The sequence below is a fragment of the Kitasatospora sp. NA04385 genome (assembly GCF_013364235.1).
Lineage (GTDB): Bacteria > Actinomycetota > Actinomycetes > Streptomycetales > Streptomycetaceae > Kitasatospora.
The window spans coordinates 8,208,210-8,232,807 of sequence record NZ_CP054919.1; the positions used below are offsets into that span (position 1 = coordinate 8,208,210).

Genomic DNA, 24,598 nt, shown 5'->3' on the forward strand with positions numbered 1-24,598 from the left:
GCCGCTGCGACTGAAGCTGATCTTTGCGGGACAAGCCTTAGACGATCATTTGCTGGACAGGCAATAAATACTCGACGGTCAACGGACTGTTCAGTTCCTTGTCGGAGGGAACGGCGTTGACGGCTAGAAGCTTTCCCAGGACGGAAACCCCTCGTTGTAACTCCGCCTGCCCGCAGGTTCCGGCGATTGCTCCGTCTGCGGCTGGCCCTGGGCCCACCGGCGTACTGCCTCGGCGTCCGGGCGGAGTGCCTCGCGCGGAGCGCGCCGGGCACGCTCCGCGGGGCCGCTCCAGTCTCCGGTGCTGACTCCTTCCAGCAGGTCCGCCGTCCGGTGGAAGAAAGCGGCCAGTGAGGCGTACACCCCCTCCTGCGGCATGTCCGCCTCGCCCCACGTCCCGATCGTCCCGTCGGCCGTGTTCAGGAACGTCCCGTACAGGGCGTCGCACTCGGCGACGACGGGCAGCCACTCCCGGCGCCAGATCGGGTGGTCGGGGTCTTGGGAGGGCATCCTCCGCTCCATGTCCATCTTGCTGAGGTAGACGCGCTGGATGTCTTCCAGGCCGAGCAGGAGGTGCCCACCGAGAACGGGCACCTGGCACCCCCGCCGCACCCGACACTCCTGGCGTTCGGCGCGTTCGGTGGCGTCCACGTCGTTCGCCAGGAGCCACTGGCGTACCTGCAACGGAAGTTCCAAGCCCATGCGCAGCTCGGCCCGGTCGAGGGCCTCCTGACTGCCCGGACCGCCGAGACCGGCGAAGACCGCGGGGTCGTTCAGCTCAAGCCACGTGGTCACCCGGGCCCACGCCTTCCGCACGTCGCTTGCCTTGTTCATCAGGCCCCCTTCGTGCGTGACGGCTGTCCACCGGGTCCGGGAGGACAGTAGACGTGGCCACTGACACGCGGTCGGAGAGCGTCGGGCTGGTCCGTTTCTCCGGCTCCGCGAACCAGTCAGGTGATCATTTGTCGGGCAGGCCCCAGAACGAAGGCGGCCGGGAGCGGCCCGGGTGACCCGCCGTCAGCCCCGCCCGGGCCCGGGCCCGGGCTCCTGTTCCCGGAACCGCTGCTCTGGGCCCTGCTCTCGGAGCCCCAGTGCGGTGTCCAGCTCGTCGAACAGTGCGGTCGGTGCGGCCCGTCCGTGCCGGTCCGCGATCGTCGGCCACAACCGGCGGCCCAGTTCCAGTGCGCCCCGCAGCGCGCCCAGCAGGCCCGGTGCCGACGCCTCCGAGGTCGCCGCCCGCAGCTGCGCCACCGTCCGGGCCGACAGTTCGCGTTCGGCGCCCCGTGACGGGGTCAGCCAGTGCGCCGTCGACCCCTCGGCCAGCCGCGCCATCCACAGCAGGTGCCGCTGGGCGTGCCCCAACGCGTCCCACGCCCGCAACTCCTCGCCCCGGGCCGCCAGGTGGAACGCCAGCACCAGCCAGTTCACGAACGGGTCGCAGTACTCCGCGACGATCCCGGGCCGCTCGGCCGGCGGGACGTACCGCGCCGGAAGCCCCTCCAGCACCGGGCGCAGTGCCCCGCTGCGGTCCACCAGCAGCATCCGCTCGACCTCGGCACCACGGGCCGGCCACCGCGCCACCCCCGCGATCTCGTCCACCGTCGCGAAGTGGAACTCCCCGCGCACCAGGCCCGGGAAGAACGCCACGTACGCGCCGAACTCGTTCAGCAGGCCGTAACTCAGCGGCGCGATCGCCGAACACCACGCGTGCGGATCGACCGCGGCCCGCCCGGCCCCGGTGAAGAACAGCCAGAACTCGATGTCGCTGTGCTCGTCCGCCTCCCCGGCCGCGAACGAGCCGTACATCAGCGCGGCGTCCAACTCCGGCTCCGCCTCGCACACTTCGCGGACCCGCCCGATCAACTCCTCCTGGAACAGCACCCGCCCACCCAAGCACCGCCCCACCCGGCCCGGCAACGCGATATCCCCCGCCCGGACCGTCCGTCCGCGGTCTGCTTGAATGCGCCCCATGACGGAGTGGACGAACTGGTCGGCGCTCGAGGACGCGTGCGGCACCGCCGAGCACGTGCCGGCCCTGCTGGACCGGTTCGAGGCCGATCCGTCCGGCACCGCCTCCGAGCTGATCGACCACCTCTGCCCGCTCCTGGACACCGCCTTCACCGCGAGCTTCGCGGCCCTGCCCCGACTGGCCGCCCTCGCCGAGATCCGCGCCGACCACGGCCTCTTCGACGTCCTGGTGGTCGCCGGATCCATCGTCTCCTGCGCGGCCACCGGCAGCGAGGTGTTCGAGGTCTTCGCCGCCCCGATCGCCGACCTGCACCGGCTCACCGACCGGCGCCTGCGCACCACCGAGGACGCGGGGGAGTACGTCGACCTGCTCCAGTTCCTGCTCTCCTTCGAGGGCGTCGAGACCTGGGACCGCTGCCTCGACGGGGTCGGCACCGGCGAGTACGAGGTCGAGTGCCCGCACTGCGGCGTTCCGGTGTTCCTGGTGACCGGCGACGGCGACGACTGTGCCGACTGCTTCGCCACCACCGACGACCACGCCCTGGGCGAGGCTGGGAAGATCCCGCTGCGCCCGGCCGCTTCCAACGAACTGGACGGTCTCGCCGACCGCCTGCACCGCAGGGCCCTCGCCGACGCCCAGCCCTCCGTCGCCCACGGCCTGCGCCACCTGTTCGGCCCGGCCGCCTGCCCGGACTGCGGCACCGCCTTCCGGACCGCCGACCGGGTCGCGGCGAATTCCACGTACTGAACGCACCGCACCCGAGGCTTCGGGCCTCCGGCGAGAAGGAGGGGGACGAGCGCAGGGGGCATCGAGATCGAGTTGCACTCCGCCCGGCCGAAGCGCCCGGCTGAAGCCCCCGGACCACGGGCCCACCAGGGCCTCGCTGCTGCGCGGCTCAGGTCGGCACGGCGCCGGGCTGGCGCGGGTGCTGGACGAACCGCCGGTCGAACTGCCTGCCGGTCGAACGCTCGGGTCGGCTCCGGCGGATCGGCCCGTACGGCAACGCGCTGTTCGACGGACGGGACGCGGCCGCCGCGCTCCGCGAGATCGACGCACTGCTGGGGCGCTGCACCGACGAGGAGCAGTGGGACGCCGTGGTCGACCTCGAACGGCTGCCGGGCGCGTGCGTCGCCACGCCCGGCAGCCGGCTGTGGTTCATCGGGGACCGAGGCCGCGGCCCGTCGTGGTCTCAGACCGGGAGGGCGGCGCGGAGCAGGTCGCGGGACGGGGCGTCGAAGGCGACCAGGCGGATCAGGGCGAGGCCGGTCGGGGTGGTGGTGAGCGTGTCGACGGCGATCCGGGCGGCGAGGTCCGGCGGGAAGCCGTACACGCCGGTGGCGATGGCGGGGAAGGCCAGCGCGGAGACGCCGAGCCGGTCGGCGACGGCCAGGCAGCGCCGGTAACAGGACGCCAGGACCTCCGCCTCGCCGTACCCGCCCCCGTCCCAGACCGGTCCGACGGTGTGGATCACGTACCGGACGGGCGGGAACAGGTCGAACGCCGGTGTCGCCACCGCGTCACCCGGCGCGCACGGGGCCAACGCCCCGCCCGCCTCGGCCAACCGCGGCCCGGCCGCCCGGTGGATCGCCCCGTCCACCCCGCCCCCGCCCAACAGCGACTCGTTCGCCGCGGTGACGACCGCCTCGGTGTCCTGCTCGGTGATGTCGCCCAGGACGACCTCGATGCGTGCTCCCATCCCCGCACCCTCCCGCACCGGGGCCCACCGCGGACCGGTGATCGCTGTGGGCGGACGGAGGACGGAGGACGGCGGGTGTGTGTGCGGGCGTGGACGGGGCGTGGGCGTGGACGGGGGTGCGTGCCGGGACCGGCCCGCCTCCGGGAAGGGGCGGGCCGGGCGGCGGGGGTCAGCAGGGGATGACGGTGTCGATCCGGACCGGGGCGGGGCCCAGGGGGTAGGAGGACACCGAGAAGCTGCCCCGGACCGGGGTGTCGCAGGGGACCGTGCCGGTGATGTCGCCGACCTGCTGGTTGGAGCCGGTGAACAGGACGTACTGGTTGACCGTGCCGGCCGGGGTGGTGCCGGTCAGGCTGATGACGACGTCTTTCCGGTACGGCATCGGGGTGCCGGGGGAGGGCGGGCCGGCCAGGCCGAGGGTGCCGTACAGCCGGACCTGGTCGCCGGTCCGCTCCGCGCAGACCTGGGTGGCCAGGCCGCCCTGGAGGGCGTACGAGCCACAGGCGGTGCTGGTGGCGGTGGCGGCGGTGATGGTGGTCTGCGTGCTGTCGGAGGTCGTTGCCACCGCCGGGACCGTGGGGGTCGCGGACAGGGCTGCCGCACCGGACAGGACGGCCAGGGGCTTGATCATGAGGGTTCTCCCGTTGCTACTCCAGCCGGGTCCTTCCCGGCTGTGCAATGTCATATTGCATCACCGGGGGTGGCGGAAGGTGTCCGGACGGCTACGGAATGGAGTACTCCATCCAACGAAAGGGTCTCGGCCCGCCTGGATCGGGACGGATGGTGTGATTTGCGCGCATCCGGGGCCCTCCCGCACCCTCTAGGCATGACCTCACCCGTGTACCGGGGCCCCGCCCTGCTGCTGGCCGATGGACTGGAGATCCCGGTCCAGGCCGAACTGACCGGCAACGTCCCGGAGGTGGGCCTGCCGGGCTGGACCGGCATGCTGGAGAGCGACGACACCCGGTTCAGCGCCGGCACCGTCCGGTTCGGCCGACTGCGGCTGCCCGACGGCTGGGAGGGCGGCTTCGCGGTGATGCGCCGACTGCTCGGCGTCTCCACCGTCTGGGTGCGCGGCAACGACGTCGAGGTGTCGCCCGCCGACTGGCCGCGCACTACCCCGGCCCCGCCGGACGCGGGGCGGAAGCGCCCGGCGACCGGCTGAGCCCAGTGGGGGTGGGGTGGAGGCGGGGAGAGGGCGGAGCTGGCGCGAGCGGGCGGGCGGGGTGGGTGGGGTCGGGCGTCCGGGGGCGGATGTCGGTTCAGGTGCGGACGTTCGTCCACTGTGGGGCGTCCATCAGCTGACGAACATCAACCCATTGATGGACGTCACATTTGCGACACCGATCAGTCGGTCACCGCCCGGTCGTCCAGGTGCGCGCCGAACTCCGCCGAGCGGACCTCGGCGATCCGCTCGTGCCGGGCCACCCGGTCGGTCCAGGCGGCGTCGACGCCGAAGGCCGTGCCCGCGAAGCCCAGCCGTCCGATCGCCTGCGGCACCTCGGGGTCGCCCGGGGCCAGCAGCCGCACCGGCTCGCCGAGGGCCGTGGTGTAGGGCGGGACGAAGTACTCGGGGGGAAGCACCGTGCGGGTGTGCACCAGGGCGGCGACGGCGACCACCGAGCCGGTGCCCACCACGGCCTCCTGCAGCACGCTGATCGAGGTGGCCAGGTAGCAGGCGCGTTCCACGGTGCAGCCCAGCAGGGTGGCGTGCGGGCCGACGAACACGTGGTCGCCGACCAGCACCGGCTGGTCGGCGGCGACGGCCGAGGCGCGCAGGACGGCGTTCTCGCACACCACCGTCGCCTCGCCGATCTCGATTCGCGAACCCTCCGCGTCCAGCACCGCGCCGTACATCACCCGGGCGCGCGGGCCGATCCGGACGTCACCGACCAGGGTGGCCGTCGGTGCGACGTACGCGGTGGGGTGGACCTGGGGGACGGCGCCCCGGTGTTCGAGCCGGAGGCCCTGCGCATGTGTGGACATGCCCGCGATCATCGCGCACCACCGACCGGCCGGCTGGCGGGAATCGGACATGGCACACAAGGCTCCGGACCGGCGCGCACCGCACACCACCGGCGCACCGCACGCCGTCCGAGCCCCCCGGCGCGGCACCTGCTGACGCACCGTCCGGGCGGGTGGGCGGCGGGCGGCAGGTGGGGCGGGAAGCCGGGCGACGGGTCGGACGGCGGATCGAACGGCGGATCGAACGGTGGGGCGGGCGGGTAAAGCTCCGGTGTGGTCCGAGGGCGAACCGCTGTCGCGGAGGGGGGTCGGCGCGCTACGGTCTGTGGTCTGGAGGTGGGCCGATGGTCGAGCAGCAGACCTGCCCGGGATGCGGTGGGGCGCGCGGGACGGAGAAGACGGAGCACTCCGTGGAGACCGACCAGCAGGGGAGGCAGCAGCCGGTGCAGCGCAGCTACTGGTCACCGTGCTCGGTGTGCGGCGGCGCGGGGGTGGTGCAGCGATGAGGCTGCTCTTCGTCTGCCAGGCCTGTGGCTGTCACTACCTGGTGCCGGTGGGCCTGGACTACCCCGACGGCGGTCGGGCCAGCGCGGTCTGGTGCTCCTCCTGCCAGCGTGCCGCTGCCGAACGCGGTGCCACCGAACCCGTCGAACTCGCCGCCGTCGCCGTCCTGTTGGCCGTCCGTGCGCTCAAGGCGGACCTCGCCGCCCGCCCCTCCCCGGCCGCCGCCGGGCAGTCGGCCCGGCCGGACCGGCGCCCCAGCCGTCCCGCGATCAGCTCCCGGGGCCGCACCCACCCGGCGGCCACCCGGACCAGGCTGGCCTGAGCCCGGTCGGCGCCGGGGCGGAGCACCGGCCCGTCAGTTTGCCCCAGAGGCAAACCGGCTGGCATGCCGTCAGCCGGACGGGTGGTCAATTCGGCCGGTCCGGGCGACTGATCGGCATGGCCGGTCCGTGTGCTTTGTGTGACAGAACGGTGTGGCGGGCACGCGGGCGAGCGTGGCAGGTCAGCGCGGCCGCTCGGTGCGCCCGGGGGCGTGGCGCACCGTGCGCGGGCCGAGCAGCTCCGCGCCCAGGGCGGCGACCCGTTCGCGCAGTTCCCGGTCGGCCGTCACCACCAGCAGTCGACGTCCCGGAGCCGATCCAGACCCGGGCCCGGTCTCGGAGCCGAGCCCGGGCCCGGGCGAGGCGTCGGACGAGGCCCCGGCCCCGGATGCCGACTCCTCGGCGACCAGTTCCACGATCCGGTCGTCGCCGCTGCCGGGTGCCGACACCACCCGCACCCCCGGGACCGGCTCGACGCCGCGCGCCGCACCCTCCACCACCAGCACCACCGTCAACGGCCCCGGCAGCCCGGGCAGTCCGTCCGCGGCGACGTCCACCAGCGCGTCGCGCAGCCGCTCGGCCGCGCCCCGGCGGTCCCGCCACCACCCGTCCGGGACGGAGCCGACGACGTTGGCGCCGTCCACCACCAGCAGCGGGGGCGGTGCGGCGGGGAGCGGGGAGGGGGAACCGGAAGGGGTGTCGGCGGGTCGTTCCACAGTCGCCAAGCCTGCCACGGGAGGCCGGAGCGCGGGGCGACCACAGGCCGGGTGCAGGGCGGGGGAGCGGGTCGGCGGGCCGCCGGCCGGGCGGAAGCGTCGGATATCGCGGCGGAAGGGAAAAGTCCGGGTAAAAAGCAATCGGCACCTTGGTTCGTACCAACCCGCTACTGGGCGGTATTGTCTCTGCGGCAAACTCGCACGTGCATTCGTTCCCGATCGGACCCTCCATGAACCACGGCACCACAGCCCACCTCGACGGTTTTCAGTACGGGTGGGTGAACCCCGTGGTGGCGTACCTCATCGCCTGCGTGGGAGCCGCGATCGGGCTGCGCTGCACCGCGCGGGCCATGACCCTGCGGCCGCAGAAGCGTTTCGGCTGGCTGGCGCTGGCCGCCGGTGCGTTCGGGTGCGGCATCTGGTCCATGCACTTCATCGCGATGCTCGGCTTCATGGTCGGCTCCTCCAGCCTGGTCTACGACATCCCGCTCACCCTGCTGAGCCTGCTGGTGGCCGTCGTCGTGGTCGGCCTCGGCATCGGCATCGTCGGCTACCGGGGCAAGAGCACCGGCACCCTGCTGGTCAGCGGCGTCCTCACCGGCTGCGGCGTCGCCGTCATGCACTACCTCGGCATGGCCGCGATGCAGGTCGAGGGCCGGGTCTCGTACGACGTCCTGCTGGTCGTCGCCTCCGTCGCGATCGCCATCGCCGCCGCCACCACCGCGCTGTGGATGACGCTCAACGTCAAGGGCCTGCCCTCCGCGCTCGGTTCCGCGGCGGTCGCCGGCGTCGCGGTGGTCGCCATGCACTACACCGCGATGGCCGCCGTCACCGTCACGCTCGACGGCCGCCCCCTCGGCGGCGGCACGCCCGCCTCGCAGTTCATCCTGCCGCTGGCCGTCGGCATCATGGTCGTCCTGGCCGTCGCGGGCATCGCCATCGCCCTCTCCCCGCAGGACCCGGAGCACGGCGAAGGCCCCGCGGTGGAGCCGATCCGGGTCGACCTGTTCGGCCAGGAGCGCTACTGACCCCCGCGCGCCTGGCGTCCCGCGCGCTCCGCATCTCGCACCAGCGGCAGGGCCCCGGGACGGACGACTCGTCCGTCCCGGGGCCCTGCCGCCGTCTCGGATGAGCGAAGGTCAGCCCCCGGCGTGCAGCCCGCGCCAGGCGGACGGGGTGAGGCCGCGGGTGCGCTTGAAGGCGGTGCTGAAGGCGAACGCGTCCCGGTAGCCGACCCGGCGGGCGACGGCGGCGACGGTCGCGTCGGTGTCCCGGAGCAGGTCCGCCGCCAGGACCATCCGCCAGGCGGTCAGGTGGGCGAGCGGGGGCTCGCCGACCGCGCGGGTGAACTGGGCGGCGAAGGCCGTGCGGGAGCGGCCCACCCGGGCGGCGAGTTCGGCGACCGTCCAGCGGCGGTCCGGCTCGGCGTGCAGCAGCCGGATCGCCTCGCCCACCGCCGGGACGCCCAACGCGGCGGGCCAGGAAGGGAGTCCGGCGTCCGGGCGGGTGCACCAGGCGCGCAGGGCGAGCACCAGGGCCAGGTCGAGCAGCCGGTCCAGGACGGCCTCCTGCCCAGGGTCCTGCCGGGCCGTCTCGGCGGCGAGCAGCCGCAGGGCCGTTCCCGTCCCCTCCCCGGCGGGCACCACGGCCAGCGGCGGGAGCAGCCCCAGCAGGTGCGCGCCCGCCGCGCCCCGGAACTCGTAGGCGCCGTGCAGCAGCGTCGTCGCACCGGGCAGGCCGTCGCCGTACGTGCGCGGCCCGAGGCTGCGGTCGGCGGCCGCGGCGGGGTCGACGACCTGCTTGGCCCCGGCGCGGATCAGCACCTGCGGCGCCGTGTCGGGCCGGTCCGCCAGGACGTACCGCCCGGCGGCGCCGCGGACCAGGGCGAGGTCCCCGGGGGCGAGCAGCGCGGGCGGGTCGGACGGGCGCTCCGCGAAGCGGACGGAGGCGGGGCCGTCCAGCGCGGCGACCACGGTCAGCGCGGGCGGGTCCGCGAAGGCCACCGACCACGGCGGCCGCTGGACGAGCTGGTGCACCCGGGCGTGCTGGGCGCGGGCCCGGTGCAGCAGATCGCTCAGGACGTCCATGACCGGCCAGGCTAGCCGCCCCGGTGACGGCGCGTCACCGGGCGGGGGCGCGCGGACGCCGGCCGGTGGACGGTCCGGCGGCCGGTCTAGCGGCAGATCCGGCGGCAGATCCGGCCGTCGGGACGTTCACGAAGGAATCCGGGACGCGAACCCATGGGACGTCCCGGCCCGGCGGGGTTGGCTGGAGGCATGAACGACATCCTCGTACTCGGCGGCACCGGCACCACCGGACGCCGCGTCGCCCGCCGCCTCACCGCCCGGGGCCACCGCGTCCGCACCGCCGCCCGCACCGGCGGCGACCACCGCCTCGACCTGGACGACCCCGCGGGCTGGGCCCCCGCGCTCGACCGGGTGACGGCGCTCTACCTGGTCGAACCCGAACTGCGCCCCCGCACCGACCGGCGCGAGCGCCTCCCGCTGCTGGTGGACCACGCCGTCGCCGCAGGCGTCCGGCGGCTGGTGCTGCTCTCCGCGCACGGCGTCGGCGAGGCCGACGACAGCCACCCGCTCAAGGCCGCCGAACGGGCGGTGCGGGACAGCGGTGTCGACTGGACGATCCTGCGGCCGGGCTGGTTCGCCCAGAACTTCAGCGAGACCTTCTGGCGCCCGGCCGTCCTGGCCGGTGTCCTGGCCTTTCCCGCCGGGGACGGGCGCACCGCGTTCGTCGACGCCGAGGACATCGCCGAGGTGGCCGCCACGGCCCTCACCGAGGACGGCGACCGGCACGCCGGGCAGGCCTACCAGCTGACCGGCCCGCGGGCGATCGGCTTCGACGAGGCGGCCGCCCTGATCGCCGCCGCCACCGGCCGGGCGCTGCGCCACCAGGACGTCACCGCCGAGGAGTTCGTGGCCGCCGCCACCGCCCACGGCACCCCCGCCGAGGCCGCCCGGCGGCTGGCCGGCCTGCTGACCGACATCCGCGAGGGCCGCGGGGCGGAGGTCTCCGACGGCGTCGAACGGGCACTCGGCCGGCCGGCCCGCTCCTTCGAGGAGCACGTCACCCGGGCCGCCGCGGCCGGGTGCTGGACACCCGCGGTCTGAACGAAGCTCCGGCCGACCAGCGGGCGAGGCTGGATCCGCCGGAAGGCGGGCCGGGGAGCGGGCCGGACGGGGCGATGGCCGGATCTGCCAGAACGGTGTCATTGCGGACACCCGGCGGGGACGCCGAGGATGGGGGCATGTCCTCCAACCGCCGCGTGGTGATCGCGGTCTTCCCGGACGTCGACCTGCTCGACGTCACCGGCCCCGCCGAGGTGTTCGCCCTGGCCGGGCGGGAGAGCGGCGGCCGGGCGGGCTACCGGGTGGAACTCGCCGGACCGGCGGAAGGACTGGTCCGCACCTCCGCCGGCGTCCGGCTCGCGGTCGACCTGACGTTCGACCAGGTCACCGGCCCCGTCGACACCCTGCTGGTGCCGGGCGCGGTCGAACCGGGACCGGACGGGGAGGGGCCCCAACCGCGGATCGACCGCGAGGTGGTGGCCTGGGTGGAACGGACCGCCCCCACGGCCCGGCGGGTCGCCTCGGTCTGCGTAGGCGCCCACCTGCTGGCCGCCGCCGGGCTGCTCGACGGTCGACGCGCCACCACCCACTGGTCGACGGCGGCCCGGCTCGCCGCCGACCACCCGGAGGTCACGGTCGACCCCGACCCGATCTTCGTCCGGTCCGGGAGGATCTGGACCGGCGCCGGGATCAGCGCCTGCATGGACCTCGCCCTGGCCCTGGTCGCCGAGGACCACGGCGAGGAACTGGCGATGGCCGTCGCCCGGCAACTGGTCATGTACCTCAAGCGGCAGGGCGGCCAGAGCCAGTTCTCCGTCCCGCTCAGCACCCCGCCCGCCTCCCGCCGGGACATCGACGACCTGCGCCTGCACATCGCCGAACACCCGGACGCCGACCTCTCCGCGGGCGCGCTGGCCGCCCGGATGTGCCTGAGCGAACGCCACTTCGCCCGGGTGTTCCGGCAGGAGACCGGCACCACCCCGGCGGCGTACGTCGAAGCGGTGCGGCTGGAGGCGGCCCGGCGGCTGCTGGAGGGCACCGACCAGCCGCTCGAACAGGTCGCCACCGCCAGCGGCCTCGGCTCCGTCGAGACCCTCCACCGCACGCTGCGCCGCCGCCTGGGCACGACACCGGCCGCGTACCGCAAGCGCTTCCGCGTGACGAGCGGCCCGTAGGCGGACACCCGGGCCCCGCCGTTCTTCCCGACCGCCCACAGCCCGACCACCCACAACTCCGACCACCCACAACTCCGACCACCCACAACTCCGATCGCCCACCCACAGAGAGATGAGTGACATGAGCATGAAAGAAACGTCCGCCACGCTGCGCACCGTGATCGGCCTGGACGGTGCGCCGCCCCGGCTCGCGGAGTCGACGCTGGTGCTGATCGACTACCAGAACACCTACCGGGAGGGCGTGATGGCGCTGGAGGGCGCCGAGGAGGCGCTCGCGGCCGGGGCGCGGCTGCTGGCGGCGGCCCGGGCGGCCGGCGCGCCGGTGGTGCACGTGGTCAACGACGGCGGGCCGGGGACGCCGTACGACATCCGGGCCGAGATCGGGGCGATCAGCGCGCCGGTCGCCCCGGCCGCCGGGGAGCGGGTGGTGGTGAAGACCTTCCCCGACGCCTTCCACGCGACCGAACTGGCCGAGGTGCTAGGCGAGTTGGACGGGGACGGACCGCGGCGCGACCTGGTGCTGGCCGGCTTCATGACGCACATGTGCGTGGCGTTCACCGCGCAGGGGGCGTTCCGCGAGGGGTGGCGGCCGACGGTGGTCGCCGAGGCGTGCGCGACCCGGACGCTGCCGGGGCCGGACGGCCGGGCCGTGCCCGCCGCCCAGCTGCACGCCGCGGCGCTGGCGACCGTCGGCGACCTGTACGGGACGGTGGTGGCCGAGGTCGCCGACCTCACCGGGTGAGGGCCAGCCGCCCGGCGCCGTAGTGGCGCTGGGCGTAGGCGGCCGCGGTGGTGGCCGCGCCGAGGGCGAGCCAGCCGAGCGGGCCGGTGGCCAGGACGGCGCCGGTGAGCAGGAGCGGGCCCGCGGCCTTCTCGGTGGAGTGGGCCATGCCCGCCACCCCGAGGTACTCGGGCCGGGCCCGCTCCGGGGCGAGGGCCACCGACAGCTCCCAGGAGACCACCGAGCGGACCAGCTCGGCCAGCGTCACCAGCACCGCCGCGAGCAGCAGCAGCGCCGAGGCGGCCAGGGCCCCCGTCCGGTGGGCCAGGGCCGCCGCCGCGCAGCAGCCGAGCACCGCGAACCCGTACAGCGGCACCACCCGCACCGCCTGGCGGGCGCTGCGCACCAGGGCGGAGACCCGCAGCTGGGCGAGGACCACGACGACGGTGTTGATCGCCAGGAAGGCCGGGACCAGGGCGTGCGGGGCGCCGGTGGAGTGGATCAGCCAGAGTGGCAGGCCGACGTTGAGGATCGCGTCGTCGATGGTGAGCACCGCGTCCAGGGCGACGAAGCGCAGGTAGCCGGCGTCCCGCCAGGGGTTGGGCCGGGGCCCGGGGTCCGGGGCGGCCGACTGCCCGGCGGCCCCGGCTCCGGCTCCGGCCCGGCGCGGCTCGTGGAGCGAGGCGACCAGGGCGGCCGAGAGCAGGAAGGAGGCCGCGTCGACGACCACCAGCGTCCGGTACGCGGCCGCCGTGCCCACCGCCAGGCCGAGCGCGGCCAGGCCGGCGCCCGCCGCGTACCCGGCGTTCATCACGGTGCGCGACAGCGCCCGGTAGGCCGAGTGCTGCTCGCCCGCGACCTCGGTGGCGTACAGGATCTCCATCGAACGGGCCGCCCGGTCGCCGAGCGTGGCCAGCGCCACCACCGGCAGCAGCGCCGCGAACGAGGAGCAGAACAGCACCGCCGTCAGCGCCGCCACCCGCATCAGGTGACACCCGATCAGCACCCGGCGCACCCCGTGCGAGGCGGCCAGCCGCCCCGCCAGCGGGGTGCCCGCGATCCCCGCCACCGAGGCCGCGCCCAGCAGCAGCCCGACCTGGGCAGCCGTCAGCCGGCTCAGCTCGGTGAAGTACAGCACGCAGACCGCCGACCAGACCCCGGTCCCGGTGCGGTCGACGAACAGCGTCAGCAGCATCGCCCGCCCGTCCCGCCCACCCGGCGGACGGCGCAACTGGGCCGCCAGTCCTTCGCTCCGCGCTCGCTCGCCCATGGTGCTCCGTTCTCCGCAGAGGGCCGTTCGTCCGTGCGAGGAGCAACTCTGCCCGATAGGTCTCTTGATATCAAGATGCTTGATGTCGAGACGATTCCCCGGCTCCGGTGGGTACACTCCGTAGATGGCTGATGACGAGCAGGTGGAGCGCCCCGGCGCCGCGGGCCCGGTGACGGCGGACGACCTCGCCGAAGGCGTGCGGCTGGTCGTCGCCCTGCTCGGCGGGCCGGACGCGCAGGCCGCCGACTGGGACCGCCCCGCCGGGACGCTGGAGTGGAGCTGCTGGGAGACCGCCGAGCACCTGGCCGATGACCTGTTCTCCTACGCCGCCCAGCTCGGACCGCAGTCGCCGCCCGCCGACGGCTTCGTCCCGTTCGTCTACCGGCGGGACGGGCCGGGCAAGCCCGCCAGCGTGGTCTTCGCCCAGCGGGAGGCCGGGCCGCGGGGCCTGGTCCAGGTACTGGAGGCGTGCGGGGCGCTGCTGGTGGCGATGGTGCGGGTGGCCCGGCCGCAGGACCGGGCCTTCCACGGCTTCGGGACGGCGGACGCCGAGGGCAGCGCCGCCATGGGGCTGGTCGAACTTTTCGCCCACGCCGAGGACCTGGCGCTCGGCCTGGGCCTGGAGTGGACGGCCCCCGCCGGGATCAGCGCCCGGGTGCTGCACCGGCTCTTCCCCGGCGCACCCACCCGCACCGACCCCTGGCCCACCCTGCTCTGGGCCACCGGCCGCGGTGACCTGCCCGGCCTGGAACGCCCCGCCGAGTGGCGCTGGTACAGCGCCCCGCGCGACTGAGAACCGGCCCGGGCCCGACCCCTCGCCCCGGCCGGGTCAGAGCAGGGGCTGGATGTCCCCCGTGGTGACGGTCGGGCCGGTGCCGCGGGTGGTCAGGTCGCCCGGGGGGATGCCCGGGTGGTGGCGGGAGTCGCCGGGGGTGGCGGGGGACGGGTCGGCGAGGGAGATCCGGGAGACGATCCGGTAGCGGTCGCCCCGGTAGAGGGAGTGGACGTACTCGACGGGGCCGCCGGAGGCGTCGGTGGTCAGCCGTTCGAAGCGCAGCGCGGGGGAGAGAGCGGGGACGGCCAGCAGGCGGGCCTCGCGGTCGCTGACCACGGTGGGCTCGATGGCCTGGACGGCCTGGTGGACGTGCACGCCGCGGGCGGCCATCAGCTGGTAGAGGTCGCCGCGCTCCAGGTCGGCGGGGGCCAGGCCGGGCAGCAGCCGCGCGGGGATGTGCAGGTGCTCGATCGCCATCGGTTCGCCGTCGACCAGCCGCAGCAGGACGATGTGCAGGATCGGCGTGGGCGGTGAGAGCGACAGCTTGCGGCCGATCGCCGCGCCGGCCGGCATCGAGCTGAACTCCAGCACCCGGCTGGTCCAGCTCCCGGACGCCCGGGGCACGCTGAAGGACGGCTGGCCGCCGCCGGACGGGGTCAGCTCCTGGACGATCTTGGCGGGGGCGACGAACATGCCGCGCCCGTGCTCGCGCACCAGCAGCCCCGCGGCCACCAGCTCGTCCACCCCGGCGCGCAGCGTCGGGCGGGAGACGCCGAGCTGGGCGCAGAGCGCCCGTTCGGAGGGGACCGGGTCGCCGGGGGTCAGCGATTCGACCAGTTCGCGCAGGTACTCCCTGACCTGATCGCGCTTCAATCCCGCCCCGCCGGACGAATCCGTCGCCATCGTTCCATCCCTTCGCGTCGAACTGGTCAGACCATACCAGACCAGTTCGCGGACCTTACCAGTGCCCGACCGGACCTCGGAAGCCTCGGACTGGAAGGTTTCCTTGCAGGTCGGAGGCCGGGCGAAGCGTTCGCCGGGGGCCTTGACGAGGTCTGGCGGCTGTGCCACCTTCTCTTACCACCGACCGGACCAGTTCACTCTACTGGTAAACAGTCGGCCTCCTTCGAGTACCCCAGAGCACCAGAACACCCCCACAGGCGTTCCCAGTCACCTTGAGGCGGCACCCACCGTGAGATCCACCGCACTTCCGACCACCCTGCGCTCCGCGATCGCCCTGCTGCTCGGCGCGGCCACCCTGACCGCCTGCTCCTCCGGCTCCGGGTCGGGCTCCCAGGAGACGGCCGGACCGGCCGAGCTGACGGTCTGGATCATGAAGGACAGCGTCACCGACACCTTCCTGAAGGACTTCCAGGCCGACTTCGAGGCCGGCCACCCCGGCACCACCCTGAAGGTGCAGATCCAGGAGTGGGACGGCATCGGCCAGAAGGTCACCAGCGCGCTGGCCAGCAAGGACGCCCCCGACGTGATCGAGGTGGGCAACACCCAGGTCGCCCAGTACGCGGCCAGCGGCGGCGTGCACGACCTCAGCGACAAGACCGCCGAACTCGACGGCGCGCACTGGATCCCCGGCCTCGCCGCCCCCGGCAACATCGGCGGCCAGCAGTTCGGCATCCCCTGGTACGCCGCCAACCGGGTGGTCATCTACCGCAAGGACCTGTTCGAGCAGGCCGGCATCACCACCCCGCCCAAGACCCGGGAGGAGTGGATCTCCGACACCCAGAAGCTCAACACCGGCGGCAACGAGGGCATCTACCTCACCGGCCAGACCTGGTACGTGCTGGCGGGCTTCCTCTGGGACGAGGGCGGCGACCTCGCCGTCAAGGGCTCCGACGGCAAGTGGGCCGGAACCCTGGACACCCCGCAGGCCAAGGCCGCGATCGGCTTCTACCAGCAGCTCCAGGCCCTCGGCAAGGGACCCAAGGACGCCGACGAGGCCAAGCCGCCGCAGGCCGAGGTGTTCGCCCAGGGCCACACCGCGCAGGTGATCTCCACCCCCGGCGGCGCCGCCGCCATCCTCAAGGCCAACCCGGAGCTCAAGGACAAGCTCGGCTTCTTCCCGATCCCCGGCAAGACCGCCGACAAGCCCGGCGCGGTGTTCACCGGCGGCTCCGACCTGATCGTCCCCGAGTCCTCCCGCCACCAGCAGGCCGCCTACGAAGTGGTCAAGGCGCTGGCCGGGGACAAGTGGCAGACCGAGATCGCCAAGCAGATGAACTACGTCCCCAACCGGACCACCCTGGCCTCGGTGCTCAGCGGCAACGAGGGCGCCGCCGCGATGGCGGCCGGTGCGGTCAACGGCCACGCCACCCCCAACTCGCCCGACTGGGCCGCCGTCGAGGCCGACAACCCGATCAAGCAGTACATGACCCAGGTCCTCACCGGCGCCGACCCCGCCGCCGCGGGCAAGACCGCCAGCACGGCCATCACCAAGGCGCTCAGCGGCAACTGACCCCGGCCGGGCCCCCGTCGGGCCCGCCCCCGCCGGCCGTCCCCGCCGGCCCGCCCCCGGGTCCGCACCACCGTCGAACAGGAGTACACCCCGCCGTGCCCACCAACGCGTCACCGCCGCTCCGCACCAGGATCCGGCCCTACCTGCTCATCGCCCCGACCCTGGTGGGCGCGGCGTACCTGCTGCTCTACCCCGTCGCCCGCAACCTGGTGATCTCCTTCCAGCACTTCCGGCTGGCCGAACTGATCCGCGGCGGCGCCCCCTTCGTCGGGCTCGACAACTACACCGAGCTGCTCTCCGACCCCAAGTTCTGGACCGTCGCCCTGCGCACCCTGTACTGGACCGCGCTCAACACCGTGCTGATCACCGGCCTCGGCACGCTCGTCGCGCTGATGCTGGTCCGGCTCGGCAAGCGGATGCGACTGGCCGTGATGAGCGCCCTGGTGCTGGTCTGGGCGACCCCGGTGATCGCCGCCACCACGGTCTTCCAGTGGCTCTTCCAGTCCCGCTTCGGAGTGGTCAACTGGGCGCTTGACCAGTTGGGCCTGCACGGCTACCACGACTACGCCTGGTTCGCCCACTCCGGCGCCACCTTCACCGTCCTGGTGCTGCTGGTGGTCTGGCAGTCCGTCCCGTTCGCCGCGCTCACCCTCTACGGCGGACTCACCACCATCCCGACCGAGCTCTACGAATCCGCCCGGATCGACGGCGCCGGCGCCTGGCAGACCTTCCGGCTGGTCACCGTCCCCGTGCTGCGCCCGCTGTTCGCCCTGGTCACCTCGCTGGAGGTGATCTGGACCTTCAAGTGCTTCGCCCAGATCTGGGTGGTCAGCCAGGGCGGCCCCAACGGCGCCACCACCACCCTGCCCGTCTACGCCTTCCAGATCGCCCAGAACCTGCACAAGTACGACCTCGGCTCCGCGGCCTCCACGCTCACCGTGCTGATCCTGCTCGCCGCGCTCGTCAACACCCTCCGGCGGATGCACCGCCAGGAAGGAGCCGAGGCGTGAACCCCCTCGCCCCCCGAAGCACCCTCGCCCCCCGAAGCACCCTCGTCCGCCGAACCCCCCGCACGCTCCTCGCCCCCCGCCGACTGCGCCGGCTGCCGCTCAACCTCGCCGCGCTCGCCGTCCTCGTCACCGCCGCCTTCCCCGTCTACTGGATGGTGGTCACCGCCTTCAAGCCCACCGCCGAGATCCAGTCCGCCACCCCCGCCTTCCTGCCCCTGCACCCCACCCTCGAGCACTTCTCCACCGCGATCCACGCCCCCGGCTTCGGCGGCTACTGGCGCAACAGCCTGCTGGTCACCCTCAGCGCCGTCCTGCTCTCCCTGGTCGTCGCGCTGCTCGCCGCGTACGCCGTCGGCCGGCTGCGCTGGCGCGGCCGCCGGGCGTTCCTGCTGCTGGTGTTCACCGCGCAGATGGCGCCCTGGGAGGCCCTGCTGATCCCGATGTACGTGATCGCCCGCGACACCGACATGCTCGACAGCCTCAGCATGCTCACCCTGGTCTACTTCATGACCACCCTCCCCTTCACCATCGTCACGCTGCGCGGCTTCCTCGCCGCCGTCCCCGCCGAACTGGAGGAGGCCGCCCAGGTCGACGGCTGCACCCGGGCCGCCGCCTTCCGGCGGATCACCCTCCCGCTGCTCGCCCCCGGCCTGCTCGCCACCTCGCTGTTCGGCTTCATCACCGCGTGGAACGAGTTCGCCTTCGCCAACACGCTGATCATCAAGAACCAGGACGCCCGCACCCTCCCGGTCTGGCTCTCCTCCTTCGCCAACGTCTTCGGCACCGACTGGGGCGCCACCATGGCCGCCGCGACGCTCTTCATGCTCCCCGTCCTGCTGGTCTTCCTGTTCCTGCAGAACAAGGTCACCACCGGCATGACCGCCGGCGCGGTCAAGGGCTGACGCACCGCCGCCCCCCCGCCACCGCACCGCCGCAGGGCCCGCCCGCCTCCCTACCCCCGGAAGAAGACCACCCCCGTGATCCTGCCGACCCCGGTCGATCTCGTCCCCGCTGCCGGACGGTTCACCCTGACCGAACGGACCACCGTGCGCGCCGAGGGCGAAGCCGCGGCCGCCGCCGACCTGCTGCGCACCCTGCTGCGCCCCGCGACCGGCCTGCCGCTGGCGGCCGGGCCGGAGGGCACCGTGGTGCTGGCCCTCGACCCCGCCGAACGGGAGCTGGGGGAGGAGGGCTACCGGCTGACGGCCGACCCGTTCCAGGTGACGCTGATCGCGGCCCGCCCGGCCGGCCTGCGGCACGCGGTGCAGACGCTGCGCCAACTGCTGCCCCCCGAGGCGCTCTCCGCCACCCCCGTCCCCGGCGTCGAGTGGAGCCTGCCCGCCGTGCGGATCACCGACCGGCCCCGGCACGCCTGGCGCGGTTTCATGATCGACACCGCCCGGCACTTCCAGCCCCTCGACCGCCTGCTCGCCACCGTCGACCGGATGGCCCTGCACAAGCTGAACGTGCTGCACCTGCACCTGACCGACGACCAGGGCTGGCGGCTGCCCGTCGACGCCTACCCCCGGCTCACCGAGATCGGCGCCCGCCGCGAACGCAGCATGGCCGGCCACGCCGGCTCCACCGCGTACGACGCGCTGCCGCACCAGGGCGCGTACACCAAGGCCGAACTGCGGCACCTGGTGGCGCACGCCGCCGAACGCGGCGTCACCGTCGTCCCCGAGATCGACATGCCCGGCCACACCCGGGCCGCCCTCGCCGCCTACCCGCACCTGGGCAACCACCCCGAGCGGCGGCTCGACGTGTGGACCGAGTGGGGCGTGTGCGAGACCGTGCTCGGCGTGCACGACGAGGCGCTCGCGTTCTGCCGCGCCGTGCTGGACGAGACCCTGGAGCTGTTCCCCTCCCGCTACGTCCACCTCGGCGGCGACGAGTGCCCCACCACCGAGTGGGAGCACAGCCCCACCGCCCGCCGCCGGGCCGCCGAACTCGGCCTGGCCGCCCCCGCCCAGCTGCGCGGCTGGTTCCTCGGCGAGGTCGGCCGGCACCTGCTGGACGCCGGCCGCGTCCCGGTCTGCTGGGCCGAGACCGACGGCGCCACCCTGCCGGTCGAGTTCACCGTGATGCCCTGGCGGGACGTCGAGCACGGCCGGGAGGCCGCCCGGCGCGGCCACGACGTGGTGATGGCCCCGCATCGCGCCACCTACCTCGACTACCCGCAGAGCGCGCACCCCGACGAGCCGCTCGGCCAGGCCGGGTACGTCGTCGACCTGCCCACCGCCCACGCCCACCAGGCCGTCCCCGCGCACTGGGACGAGAGCGAGCGGGCCCGGGTGCTCGGCACCCAGGCCCAGCTGTGGAGCGAGTTCGTCACCACCGCCGAGCACTTCGACTACCTCGCCTACCCCCGGCTGTGCGCCATCGCCGACCGGGCCTGGAACCCCGACAGCGACTACCGCCGGGACTTCCTGCCCGCCCTCGCCGCGCACCGCCCCCGCCTCGCCGCCCTCGGCGTCCACCGCCCCGGACGCGTCCCCAGCGCGGTCTGACGGCGCCCCCACAGACCCGGCCGCCGACCCGCGGCCGCCCGCAGCACGCGGACCACCTCCGCCGCCGCACCCCGCACGTGCACCGCCGGAACGTCCCGCCGCCCCGCCGCACCGCGGGGCTCCCCCCACGGAAGGAACCACCGTGTCCGCACGCCCCCGCACCACCAGCCGGCGCGCCCGGCTCGCCGCGGCCGCCGCGATCACCGCGGCCGGCCTGGCCACCACCGCGCTGACCGTCGCCCCGGCGTCCGCCGCCGACAAGTTCAGCGTCCAGTACCGCACCAGCGCCTCCGGCGCGACCGCCGACCAGAGCGAGCCCTGGCTCCAGGTCACCAACACCGGCAGCGGCACCGTCGCGCTCAACCGGATCACCCTGCGCTACTACTTCAAGTCCGACGGCCCCTCGACCACCTACCGCTTCGCCTGCTCCTGGGCGGTCAAGGGCTGCGGCAACATCACCGGCACCTTCGGCACCCTGGCCAACCCCACCGCCACCGCCGACCGCTACCTGGAGATCGGCTTCACCGCCGGCGCCGGCTCGCTCGCCCCCGGCCAGTCCACCGGCGACATGCAGCTGCGCTTCTACCGCTCCGACTGGCAGACCCTCACCCAGTCCGACGACTACTCCTTCAGCGGCACCCAGACCGGCTACGCGGACTGGCAGAAGGTCACCCTCCAGGAGGACGGCGCGCTGATCTGGGGCACCGCCCCGGCCGGCAACAACCCCTCGCCGTCCGCCAGTTCGTCCTCGTCCCCGTCGCCGTCGCCGTCCGGCTCCACCTCCACCCCGCCGGTCGACCCGAACGCGCCCGTCCTGTTCGACGACTTCTCCTACAACACCAGCTCCGACGCCGCGGTCCAGCAGCACGGCTGGACCGTCAAGTCCGGCCAGGGCGGCCCCGGCGTCTCCGGCGCCACCTGGTCCCCGGCCGACGTCACCTTCCCCACCGTCGGCGGCAGCAAGGTGCTCAACCTGCGCCTGACCACCGACGGCACGGCCTCCGGCACCAAGGAGACCGAGATCCAGACCACCGCGCGCAAGTTCAAGAACGGCACCTACGCGGCCCGGGTCAAGTTCGCCGACGCCCCCAACAGCGGCCCCGACGGCGACCACATCAACCAGACCTTCTTCGCCTTCACCCCGCTCAACGCCCCGATGGACCCGAACTACAGCGAGCAGGACTTCGAGTACCTGCCCAACGGCGGCTGGGGCGAGCAGAGCAACATCATGTACGAGACCACCTGGGAGACCTACAACCCGGACCCGTGGAACGCCGTCAACACGCACGGCGAGCAGCGCCAGTCCTTCGACGGCTGGCACCTGCTGCAGTTCACCATCGACAACAGCAACGTCACCTACTACATCGACGGCCAGGTCGTCGCCACCCACGGCGAGCCCTACCTGCCCGAGACCCCGCAGTTCATCGACTTCAACCACTGGCTGATCGACCTGGCCGGCCAGTACTCCACGACGCCGCGCTCGTACGACCAGCAGGTCGACTACGTGTACTTCGTCAAGGACCAGGTGCTCAGCCCGGCCCAGGTCGCCGGCAACGTCGCCGCGCTGCGCTCGGCCGGCACCGCCTTCAAGGACACCGTCCCCGGCAGCTGACCCCGCACCGACTGCCCCGTCCCCTCCCGCCAGGCCGCTCGGCGGGAGGGGGCGGGGCGCCCGCGCGTCCGCGGCGGGTCAGGCGGTGATCCGGGCCAGGGCGGCGTCCAGGTCCAGGTGGTCGCTCTCGCTGCCGGGCGGGACGAGGAGGTAGGAGTCGCGCAGGAAGGCGGTCACGTCGGGCGCGGAGAGGCTGAGCACGGCCCGCTCGTCCCCGGAGCAGAGCGTGACGCGGATCTCGCCCCGGCGGCCCGGCTCGACCCGCACGTCGCCGTACCCGGCGGGCTCGTGGCCGCCGTCGTGCAGCAGGTCACGGGCGAAGTACCAGGCCACCGCCCCGCCCTCGACCCCCTCCGGGCCCAGCACCAGGCACACCCCGTAGGGCAGTTCGGCGTCGAAGCGCAGCTGCGCGCGGACGGGCATGTGGGGGTGGGCGCTGTGGGGCAGCCGGGCAGTGGTGTCGTGGGCGGTGAAACCTGGCACGGGGGGACCTCGCTGTCGGGACGCTGGTGACTGTGCGCAGCACGGCTACCCGGACCTGGCGTTTTCACCGCCGGTGTCACCCTTCCGGCGGTGTCCGGTCCGCACCGCGCGCCGGTGACCGTGCGAACTCCGTGAAGGATCAACGAACTTGGCGATCTTCGGACAGTATGATCGCAAATCATTCCAATCACGGGGGAAGCGATGTCCGAGTTCCGAGAACCACCCCGCTGGCCGCTGCTCACCCTCCGGGTGACGGCCGGCCTCACCGCTCTGCTCGCCCTGCTCATGCCCTTCCTGGCCGGCGGCTTCCTGCAGGGCTACTACCCGCTGCTGGACGCCCACAAGCAGACCGCGCTGGCGCTGTCCGTGGTGGCCCTGCTGACCGCCGTCGCCGGCCTGCTGGTGTGGCGCCTCTCGCGCGGGCCCGGCGGCCCGGCCGTCCAGTACGGCGTGCTCGCGCTGCTGTGCGTCGTGCAGTACGCCCTCGGTGACGAGCGCGTCCTGCTGCTGCACGTACCGCTCGGCGTGGGCGTGTTCGTGATGGCGGAGAAGTTCGCGGTGGACGCCTTCAAGGCCAAGGCCGGGACCACCGCCGCCGCCGAGCCCATCGTTGCCGAGCCCGGGGCCGCCACGTCCGCCGCCGCCGAGCCCGGGGCCGCCGCGTCCGGCGCCGCCGGAGCCCGCGCCGAGGCGGGCGCCGAGTGAGCGGCCCGCTGACCAGGCGTCAACTGCTGGGCGCCGGAGGCGTCGCCGCGCTCGGGCTCGGCACGGCCTTCGGCCTCCCGCCGCTGATGAACCGGCTGCTGCCCGGCGGCGAACCCGGCAAGCTGCTGCGCAGCGCCCTGCCGCTGCCCGCCCGCTACGCCGCCGAACTGCCCGTCCCCGCCGTGCTGGCGCCCGTCCGCAGCGACGCGGGCGCCGACTACTACGAGATCACCGCGCGCCGGGCCACCGCCCGCCTGCTGCCCGGCCACGACACCGAGGTGTGGGGCTACCAGGGCACCTTCCCCGGCCCGACCGTCGAGTCCCGCAGCGGCCGGCGAACCGTCATCACCCACCGCAGCGAACTGCCCCGACCCACCGCCGTCCACCTGCACGGCGGCCACACCCCGCACGACAGCGACGGCCACCCGCTCGACCTGGTCGGCACCGGGCACCACGAGATGCCCGGCATGGCGGACACGGCGGACACGGCAGGCATGCCGGGCATGGCGGGCACGCAGGGCGCCACCGTCCTCCCGCAGCGCGAGTACGCCTACCCGATGGCCCAGCGCGCCGCCACGCTCTGGTACCACGACCACACCATGGGCTTCACCGGCCCACAGGTCTACCGCGGCCTGGCCGGCTTCCACCTGGTCCGGGACGAGGAGGAGGCCGCGCTCGGCCTGCCGCGGGGCCCGCGCGAACTGCCGCTGATGATCGCCGACCGCTCGTTCGCCGCCGACGGCTCCTTCGCCTACCCCGAACTGCCCGGCGGCGCCCCCGGAGTGCAGGACGCCTACATGAACGGCGTGCTGGGCGACGTGATGCTGGTCAACGGCGCGCCCTGGCCGCTGGCCCGGGTCGACCGGGCCTGGTACCGGCTGCGGCTGCTCAACGCCTCCAACGCCCGGCGGCTGCGCCTGGCCCTGGACCCGCAGCCGGGCGGCGGCGGGGCGCTGGTGCAGATCGGCTCCGACGGCGGCCTGCTCGAACGCCCGCTGCGCCACGACTCGGTGGACCTCGCGCCCGCCGAACGCTGCGACGTGCTGGTCGACTTCTCCCGCTACCCCGCCGGGACCAGGGTCCGGCTGCGCAACGGGCTCGGCGACGGCCCCGCCGGCGAGGTGATGGCCTTCGAGGTCGGCTCCGCGACCGACGGGGACTTCCACCTGCCCGAGCGGCTCTCCGAGGTCGAACGGCTCGACCCCGCCAAGGCCGTCAACACCCGCACCTTCGTGTTCCAGAAGGGCGAGCGGCACTGGACCGTCAACGGCGAGGAGTATCGGCCCGGCCGCTCGATCGCCGCGCCCCGGCTCGGCCAGGTCGAGGTCTGGCGCTTCGTCACCGACTTCCACCACCCCGTCCACCTGCACCTCGACCCGTTCCAGGTGCTCGGCCGGGCCGGCGGCGGGCCCGGCGGCAACGACGCCGGCTGGAAGGACACCGTGGACGTGCTGCCCGCCCAGGGCGTCGAGGTCGCCGTCCGGTTCACCGACTACGCCGGGCAGTTCCTGATGCACTGCCACAACCTCGAACACGAGGACATGGCGATGATGGCCGAGTTCACCACCACCGAGTAGCGACCGGGTGGCGCACCCGCCGGTGCCCCGGACC

At 74.1% G+C, this 24,598-nt stretch carries 25 protein-coding genes; 15 read left to right on the forward strand and 10 right to left on the reverse strand.

From position 1 onward, the window contains the following. Positions 1 to 123: 123 nt before the first annotated feature. Together HUT16_RS36405 and HUT16_RS36410 are read right to left on the reverse strand one after the other, a co-directional pair. Complete coding sequence (locus HUT16_RS36405) at positions 124 to 831, reverse strand: SMI1/KNR4 family protein (RefSeq protein WP_176192266.1); 708 nt, start codon at positions 829 to 831, stop codon at positions 124 to 126. A 183-nt stretch (positions 832 to 1,014) separates the two neighbouring features. Further along, positions 1,015 to 1,878: a hypothetical protein gene (locus HUT16_RS36410; protein WP_176192267.1), complete on the reverse strand. Its 864-nt coding sequence runs from the start codon at positions 1,876 to 1,878 to the stop codon at positions 1,015 to 1,017. 88 nt (positions 1,879 to 1,966) lie between these two features. Between HUT16_RS36410 and HUT16_RS36415 the strand changes: the two genes are divergently transcribed. Continuing rightward, a complete protein-coding gene (locus tag HUT16_RS36415; RefSeq protein ID WP_176192268.1) occupies positions 1,967 to 2,713 on the forward strand; it encodes a hypothetical protein in 747 nt (248 codons plus the stop codon). Between the two features lie 442 nt (positions 2,714 to 3,155). On the opposite strand, the gene HUT16_RS36420 is transcribed toward HUT16_RS36415, so the two are convergent. Then, a complete protein-coding gene (locus tag HUT16_RS36420; protein WP_176192269.1) occupies positions 3,156 to 3,662 on the reverse strand; it encodes a macro domain-containing protein in 507 nt (168 codons plus the stop codon). Between the two features lie 169 nt (positions 3,663 to 3,831). Then, on the reverse strand, positions 3,832 to 4,293 hold the full coding sequence (locus tag HUT16_RS36425) for a hypothetical protein (RefSeq protein ID WP_176192270.1): 462 nt from the start codon (positions 4,291 to 4,293) through the stop codon (positions 3,832 to 3,834). A 195-nt stretch (positions 4,294 to 4,488) separates the two neighbouring features. On the opposite strand from HUT16_RS36425, the gene HUT16_RS36430 reads away from it, so the two are divergent. Continuing rightward, entirely contained in the window at positions 4,489 to 4,827 is a 339-nt protein-coding gene (locus HUT16_RS36430) for a hypothetical protein (protein ID WP_176192271.1), read from the forward strand. 182 nt (positions 4,828 to 5,009) lie between these two features. Here the strand turns inward: HUT16_RS36430 and HUT16_RS36435 are convergent, their stop codons facing one another. After that, positions 5,010 to 5,648 carry a gamma carbonic anhydrase family protein gene (locus HUT16_RS36435; RefSeq protein WP_176192272.1) on the reverse strand — a complete coding sequence of 213 codons (639 nt, stop codon included), beginning with the start codon at positions 5,646 to 5,648 and terminating at the stop codon, positions 5,010 to 5,012. A gap of 481 nt (positions 5,649 to 6,129) precedes the next feature. Here HUT16_RS36435 and HUT16_RS36440 point away from each other — a divergent pair, with 481 nt between their 5' ends. Then, the gene (locus HUT16_RS36440) at positions 6,130 to 6,453 is read left to right on the forward strand and encodes a hypothetical protein (RefSeq protein ID WP_176192273.1); all 324 of its coding nucleotides are present in this window, start codon (positions 6,130 to 6,132) and stop codon (positions 6,451 to 6,453) included. Positions 6,454 to 6,633: 180 nt separating this feature from the next. Here HUT16_RS36440 and HUT16_RS36445 read toward each other — a convergent pair whose 3' ends face one another. Beyond that, positions 6,634 to 7,104, reverse strand: a complete 471-nt coding sequence (locus HUT16_RS36445) for an NTP pyrophosphohydrolase (RefSeq protein ID WP_176193057.1) — start codon at positions 7,102 to 7,104, stop codon at positions 6,634 to 6,636. 293 nt (positions 7,105 to 7,397) lie between these two features. Between HUT16_RS36445 and HUT16_RS36450 the strand changes: the two genes are divergently transcribed. Continuing rightward, positions 7,398 to 8,195, forward strand: a complete 798-nt coding sequence (locus HUT16_RS36450; protein WP_176192274.1) for an MHYT domain-containing protein — start codon at positions 7,398 to 7,400, stop codon at positions 8,193 to 8,195. 111 nt (positions 8,196 to 8,306) lie between these two features. Here HUT16_RS36450 and HUT16_RS36455 read toward each other — a convergent pair whose 3' ends face one another. Next, positions 8,307 to 9,254, reverse strand: a complete 948-nt coding sequence (locus HUT16_RS36455; protein WP_176192275.1) for an AraC family transcriptional regulator — start codon at positions 9,252 to 9,254, stop codon at positions 8,307 to 8,309. Between the two features lie 189 nt (positions 9,255 to 9,443). Between HUT16_RS36455 and HUT16_RS36460 the strand changes: the two genes are divergently transcribed. From HUT16_RS36460 to HUT16_RS36470, 3 genes are all read left to right on the forward strand, one after another. Beyond that, a complete protein-coding gene (locus HUT16_RS36460; RefSeq protein WP_176192276.1) occupies positions 9,444 to 10,295 on the forward strand; it encodes an NAD(P)H-binding protein in 852 nt (283 codons plus the stop codon). Positions 10,296 to 10,432: 137 nt separating this feature from the next. Continuing rightward, complete coding sequence (locus tag HUT16_RS36465) at positions 10,433 to 11,428, forward strand: GlxA family transcriptional regulator (protein WP_176192277.1); 996 nt, start codon at positions 10,433 to 10,435, stop codon at positions 11,426 to 11,428. A gap of 121 nt (positions 11,429 to 11,549) precedes the next feature. Next, a complete protein-coding gene (locus HUT16_RS36470) occupies positions 11,550 to 12,170 on the forward strand; it encodes an isochorismatase family protein (protein WP_176192278.1) in 621 nt (206 codons plus the stop codon). On the opposite strand, the gene HUT16_RS36475 is transcribed toward HUT16_RS36470, so the two are convergent. After that, entirely contained in the window at positions 12,160 to 13,419 is a 1,260-nt protein-coding gene (locus HUT16_RS36475) for an MFS transporter (protein WP_176192279.1), read from the reverse strand. The genes HUT16_RS36470 and HUT16_RS36475 overlap by 11 nt on opposite strands. 124 nt (positions 13,420 to 13,543) lie before the next feature. Here HUT16_RS36475 and HUT16_RS36480 point away from each other — a divergent pair, with 124 nt between their 5' ends. Then, positions 13,544 to 14,212, forward strand: a complete 669-nt coding sequence (locus HUT16_RS36480) for a hypothetical protein (RefSeq protein ID WP_176192280.1) — start codon at positions 13,544 to 13,546, stop codon at positions 14,210 to 14,212. 36 nt (positions 14,213 to 14,248) lie between these two features. Here the strand turns inward: HUT16_RS36480 and HUT16_RS36485 are convergent, their stop codons facing one another. Beyond that, entirely contained in the window at positions 14,249 to 15,097 is an 849-nt protein-coding gene (locus HUT16_RS36485) for a GntR family transcriptional regulator (RefSeq protein WP_176192281.1), read from the reverse strand. Positions 15,098 to 15,386: 289 nt separating this feature from the next. Here HUT16_RS36485 and HUT16_RS36490 point away from each other — a divergent pair, with 289 nt between their 5' ends. From HUT16_RS36490 to HUT16_RS36510, 5 genes are all read left to right on the forward strand, one after another. Beyond that, complete coding sequence (locus HUT16_RS36490) at positions 15,387 to 16,667, forward strand: extracellular solute-binding protein (protein ID WP_176192282.1); 1,281 nt, start codon at positions 15,387 to 15,389, stop codon at positions 16,665 to 16,667. Positions 16,668 to 16,762: 95 nt separating this feature from the next. After that, complete coding sequence (locus tag HUT16_RS36495) at positions 16,763 to 17,677, forward strand: carbohydrate ABC transporter permease (protein WP_254898173.1); 915 nt, start codon at positions 16,763 to 16,765, stop codon at positions 17,675 to 17,677. A gap of 83 nt (positions 17,678 to 17,760) precedes the next feature. Continuing rightward, positions 17,761 to 18,579 (forward strand): carbohydrate ABC transporter permease, encoded by an 819-nt coding sequence (locus HUT16_RS36500; RefSeq protein WP_254898430.1) that lies wholly within the window; start codon positions 17,761 to 17,763, stop codon positions 18,577 to 18,579. Positions 18,580 to 18,654: 75 nt separating this feature from the next. Then, positions 18,655 to 20,187, forward strand: a complete 1,533-nt coding sequence (locus HUT16_RS36505) for a beta-N-acetylhexosaminidase (protein ID WP_176192283.1) — start codon at positions 18,655 to 18,657, stop codon at positions 20,185 to 20,187. Positions 20,188 to 20,329: 142 nt separating this feature from the next. Further along, positions 20,330 to 21,799 carry a cellulose binding domain-containing protein gene (locus tag HUT16_RS36510; protein ID WP_176192284.1) on the forward strand — a complete coding sequence of 490 codons (1,470 nt, stop codon included), beginning with the start codon at positions 20,330 to 20,332 and terminating at the stop codon, positions 21,797 to 21,799. A 78-nt stretch (positions 21,800 to 21,877) separates the two neighbouring features. Here HUT16_RS36510 and HUT16_RS36515 read toward each other — a convergent pair whose 3' ends face one another. Next, the gene (locus HUT16_RS36515; protein WP_254898174.1) at positions 21,878 to 22,282 is read right to left on the reverse strand and encodes an SsgA family sporulation/cell division regulator; all 405 of its coding nucleotides are present in this window, start codon (positions 22,280 to 22,282) and stop codon (positions 21,878 to 21,880) included. 201 nt (positions 22,283 to 22,483) lie between these two features. Here HUT16_RS36515 and HUT16_RS36520 point away from each other — a divergent pair, with 201 nt between their 5' ends. Continuing rightward, positions 22,484 to 22,987, forward strand: a complete 504-nt coding sequence (locus tag HUT16_RS36520) for a hypothetical protein (RefSeq protein WP_176192285.1) — start codon at positions 22,484 to 22,486, stop codon at positions 22,985 to 22,987. Then, a complete protein-coding gene (locus HUT16_RS36525) occupies positions 22,984 to 24,564 on the forward strand; it encodes a multicopper oxidase family protein (RefSeq protein ID WP_217712137.1) in 1,581 nt (526 codons plus the stop codon). Before HUT16_RS36520 ends, HUT16_RS36525 begins: the two co-directional genes overlap by 4 nt. Positions 24,565 to 24,598: the final 34 nt, after the last annotated feature.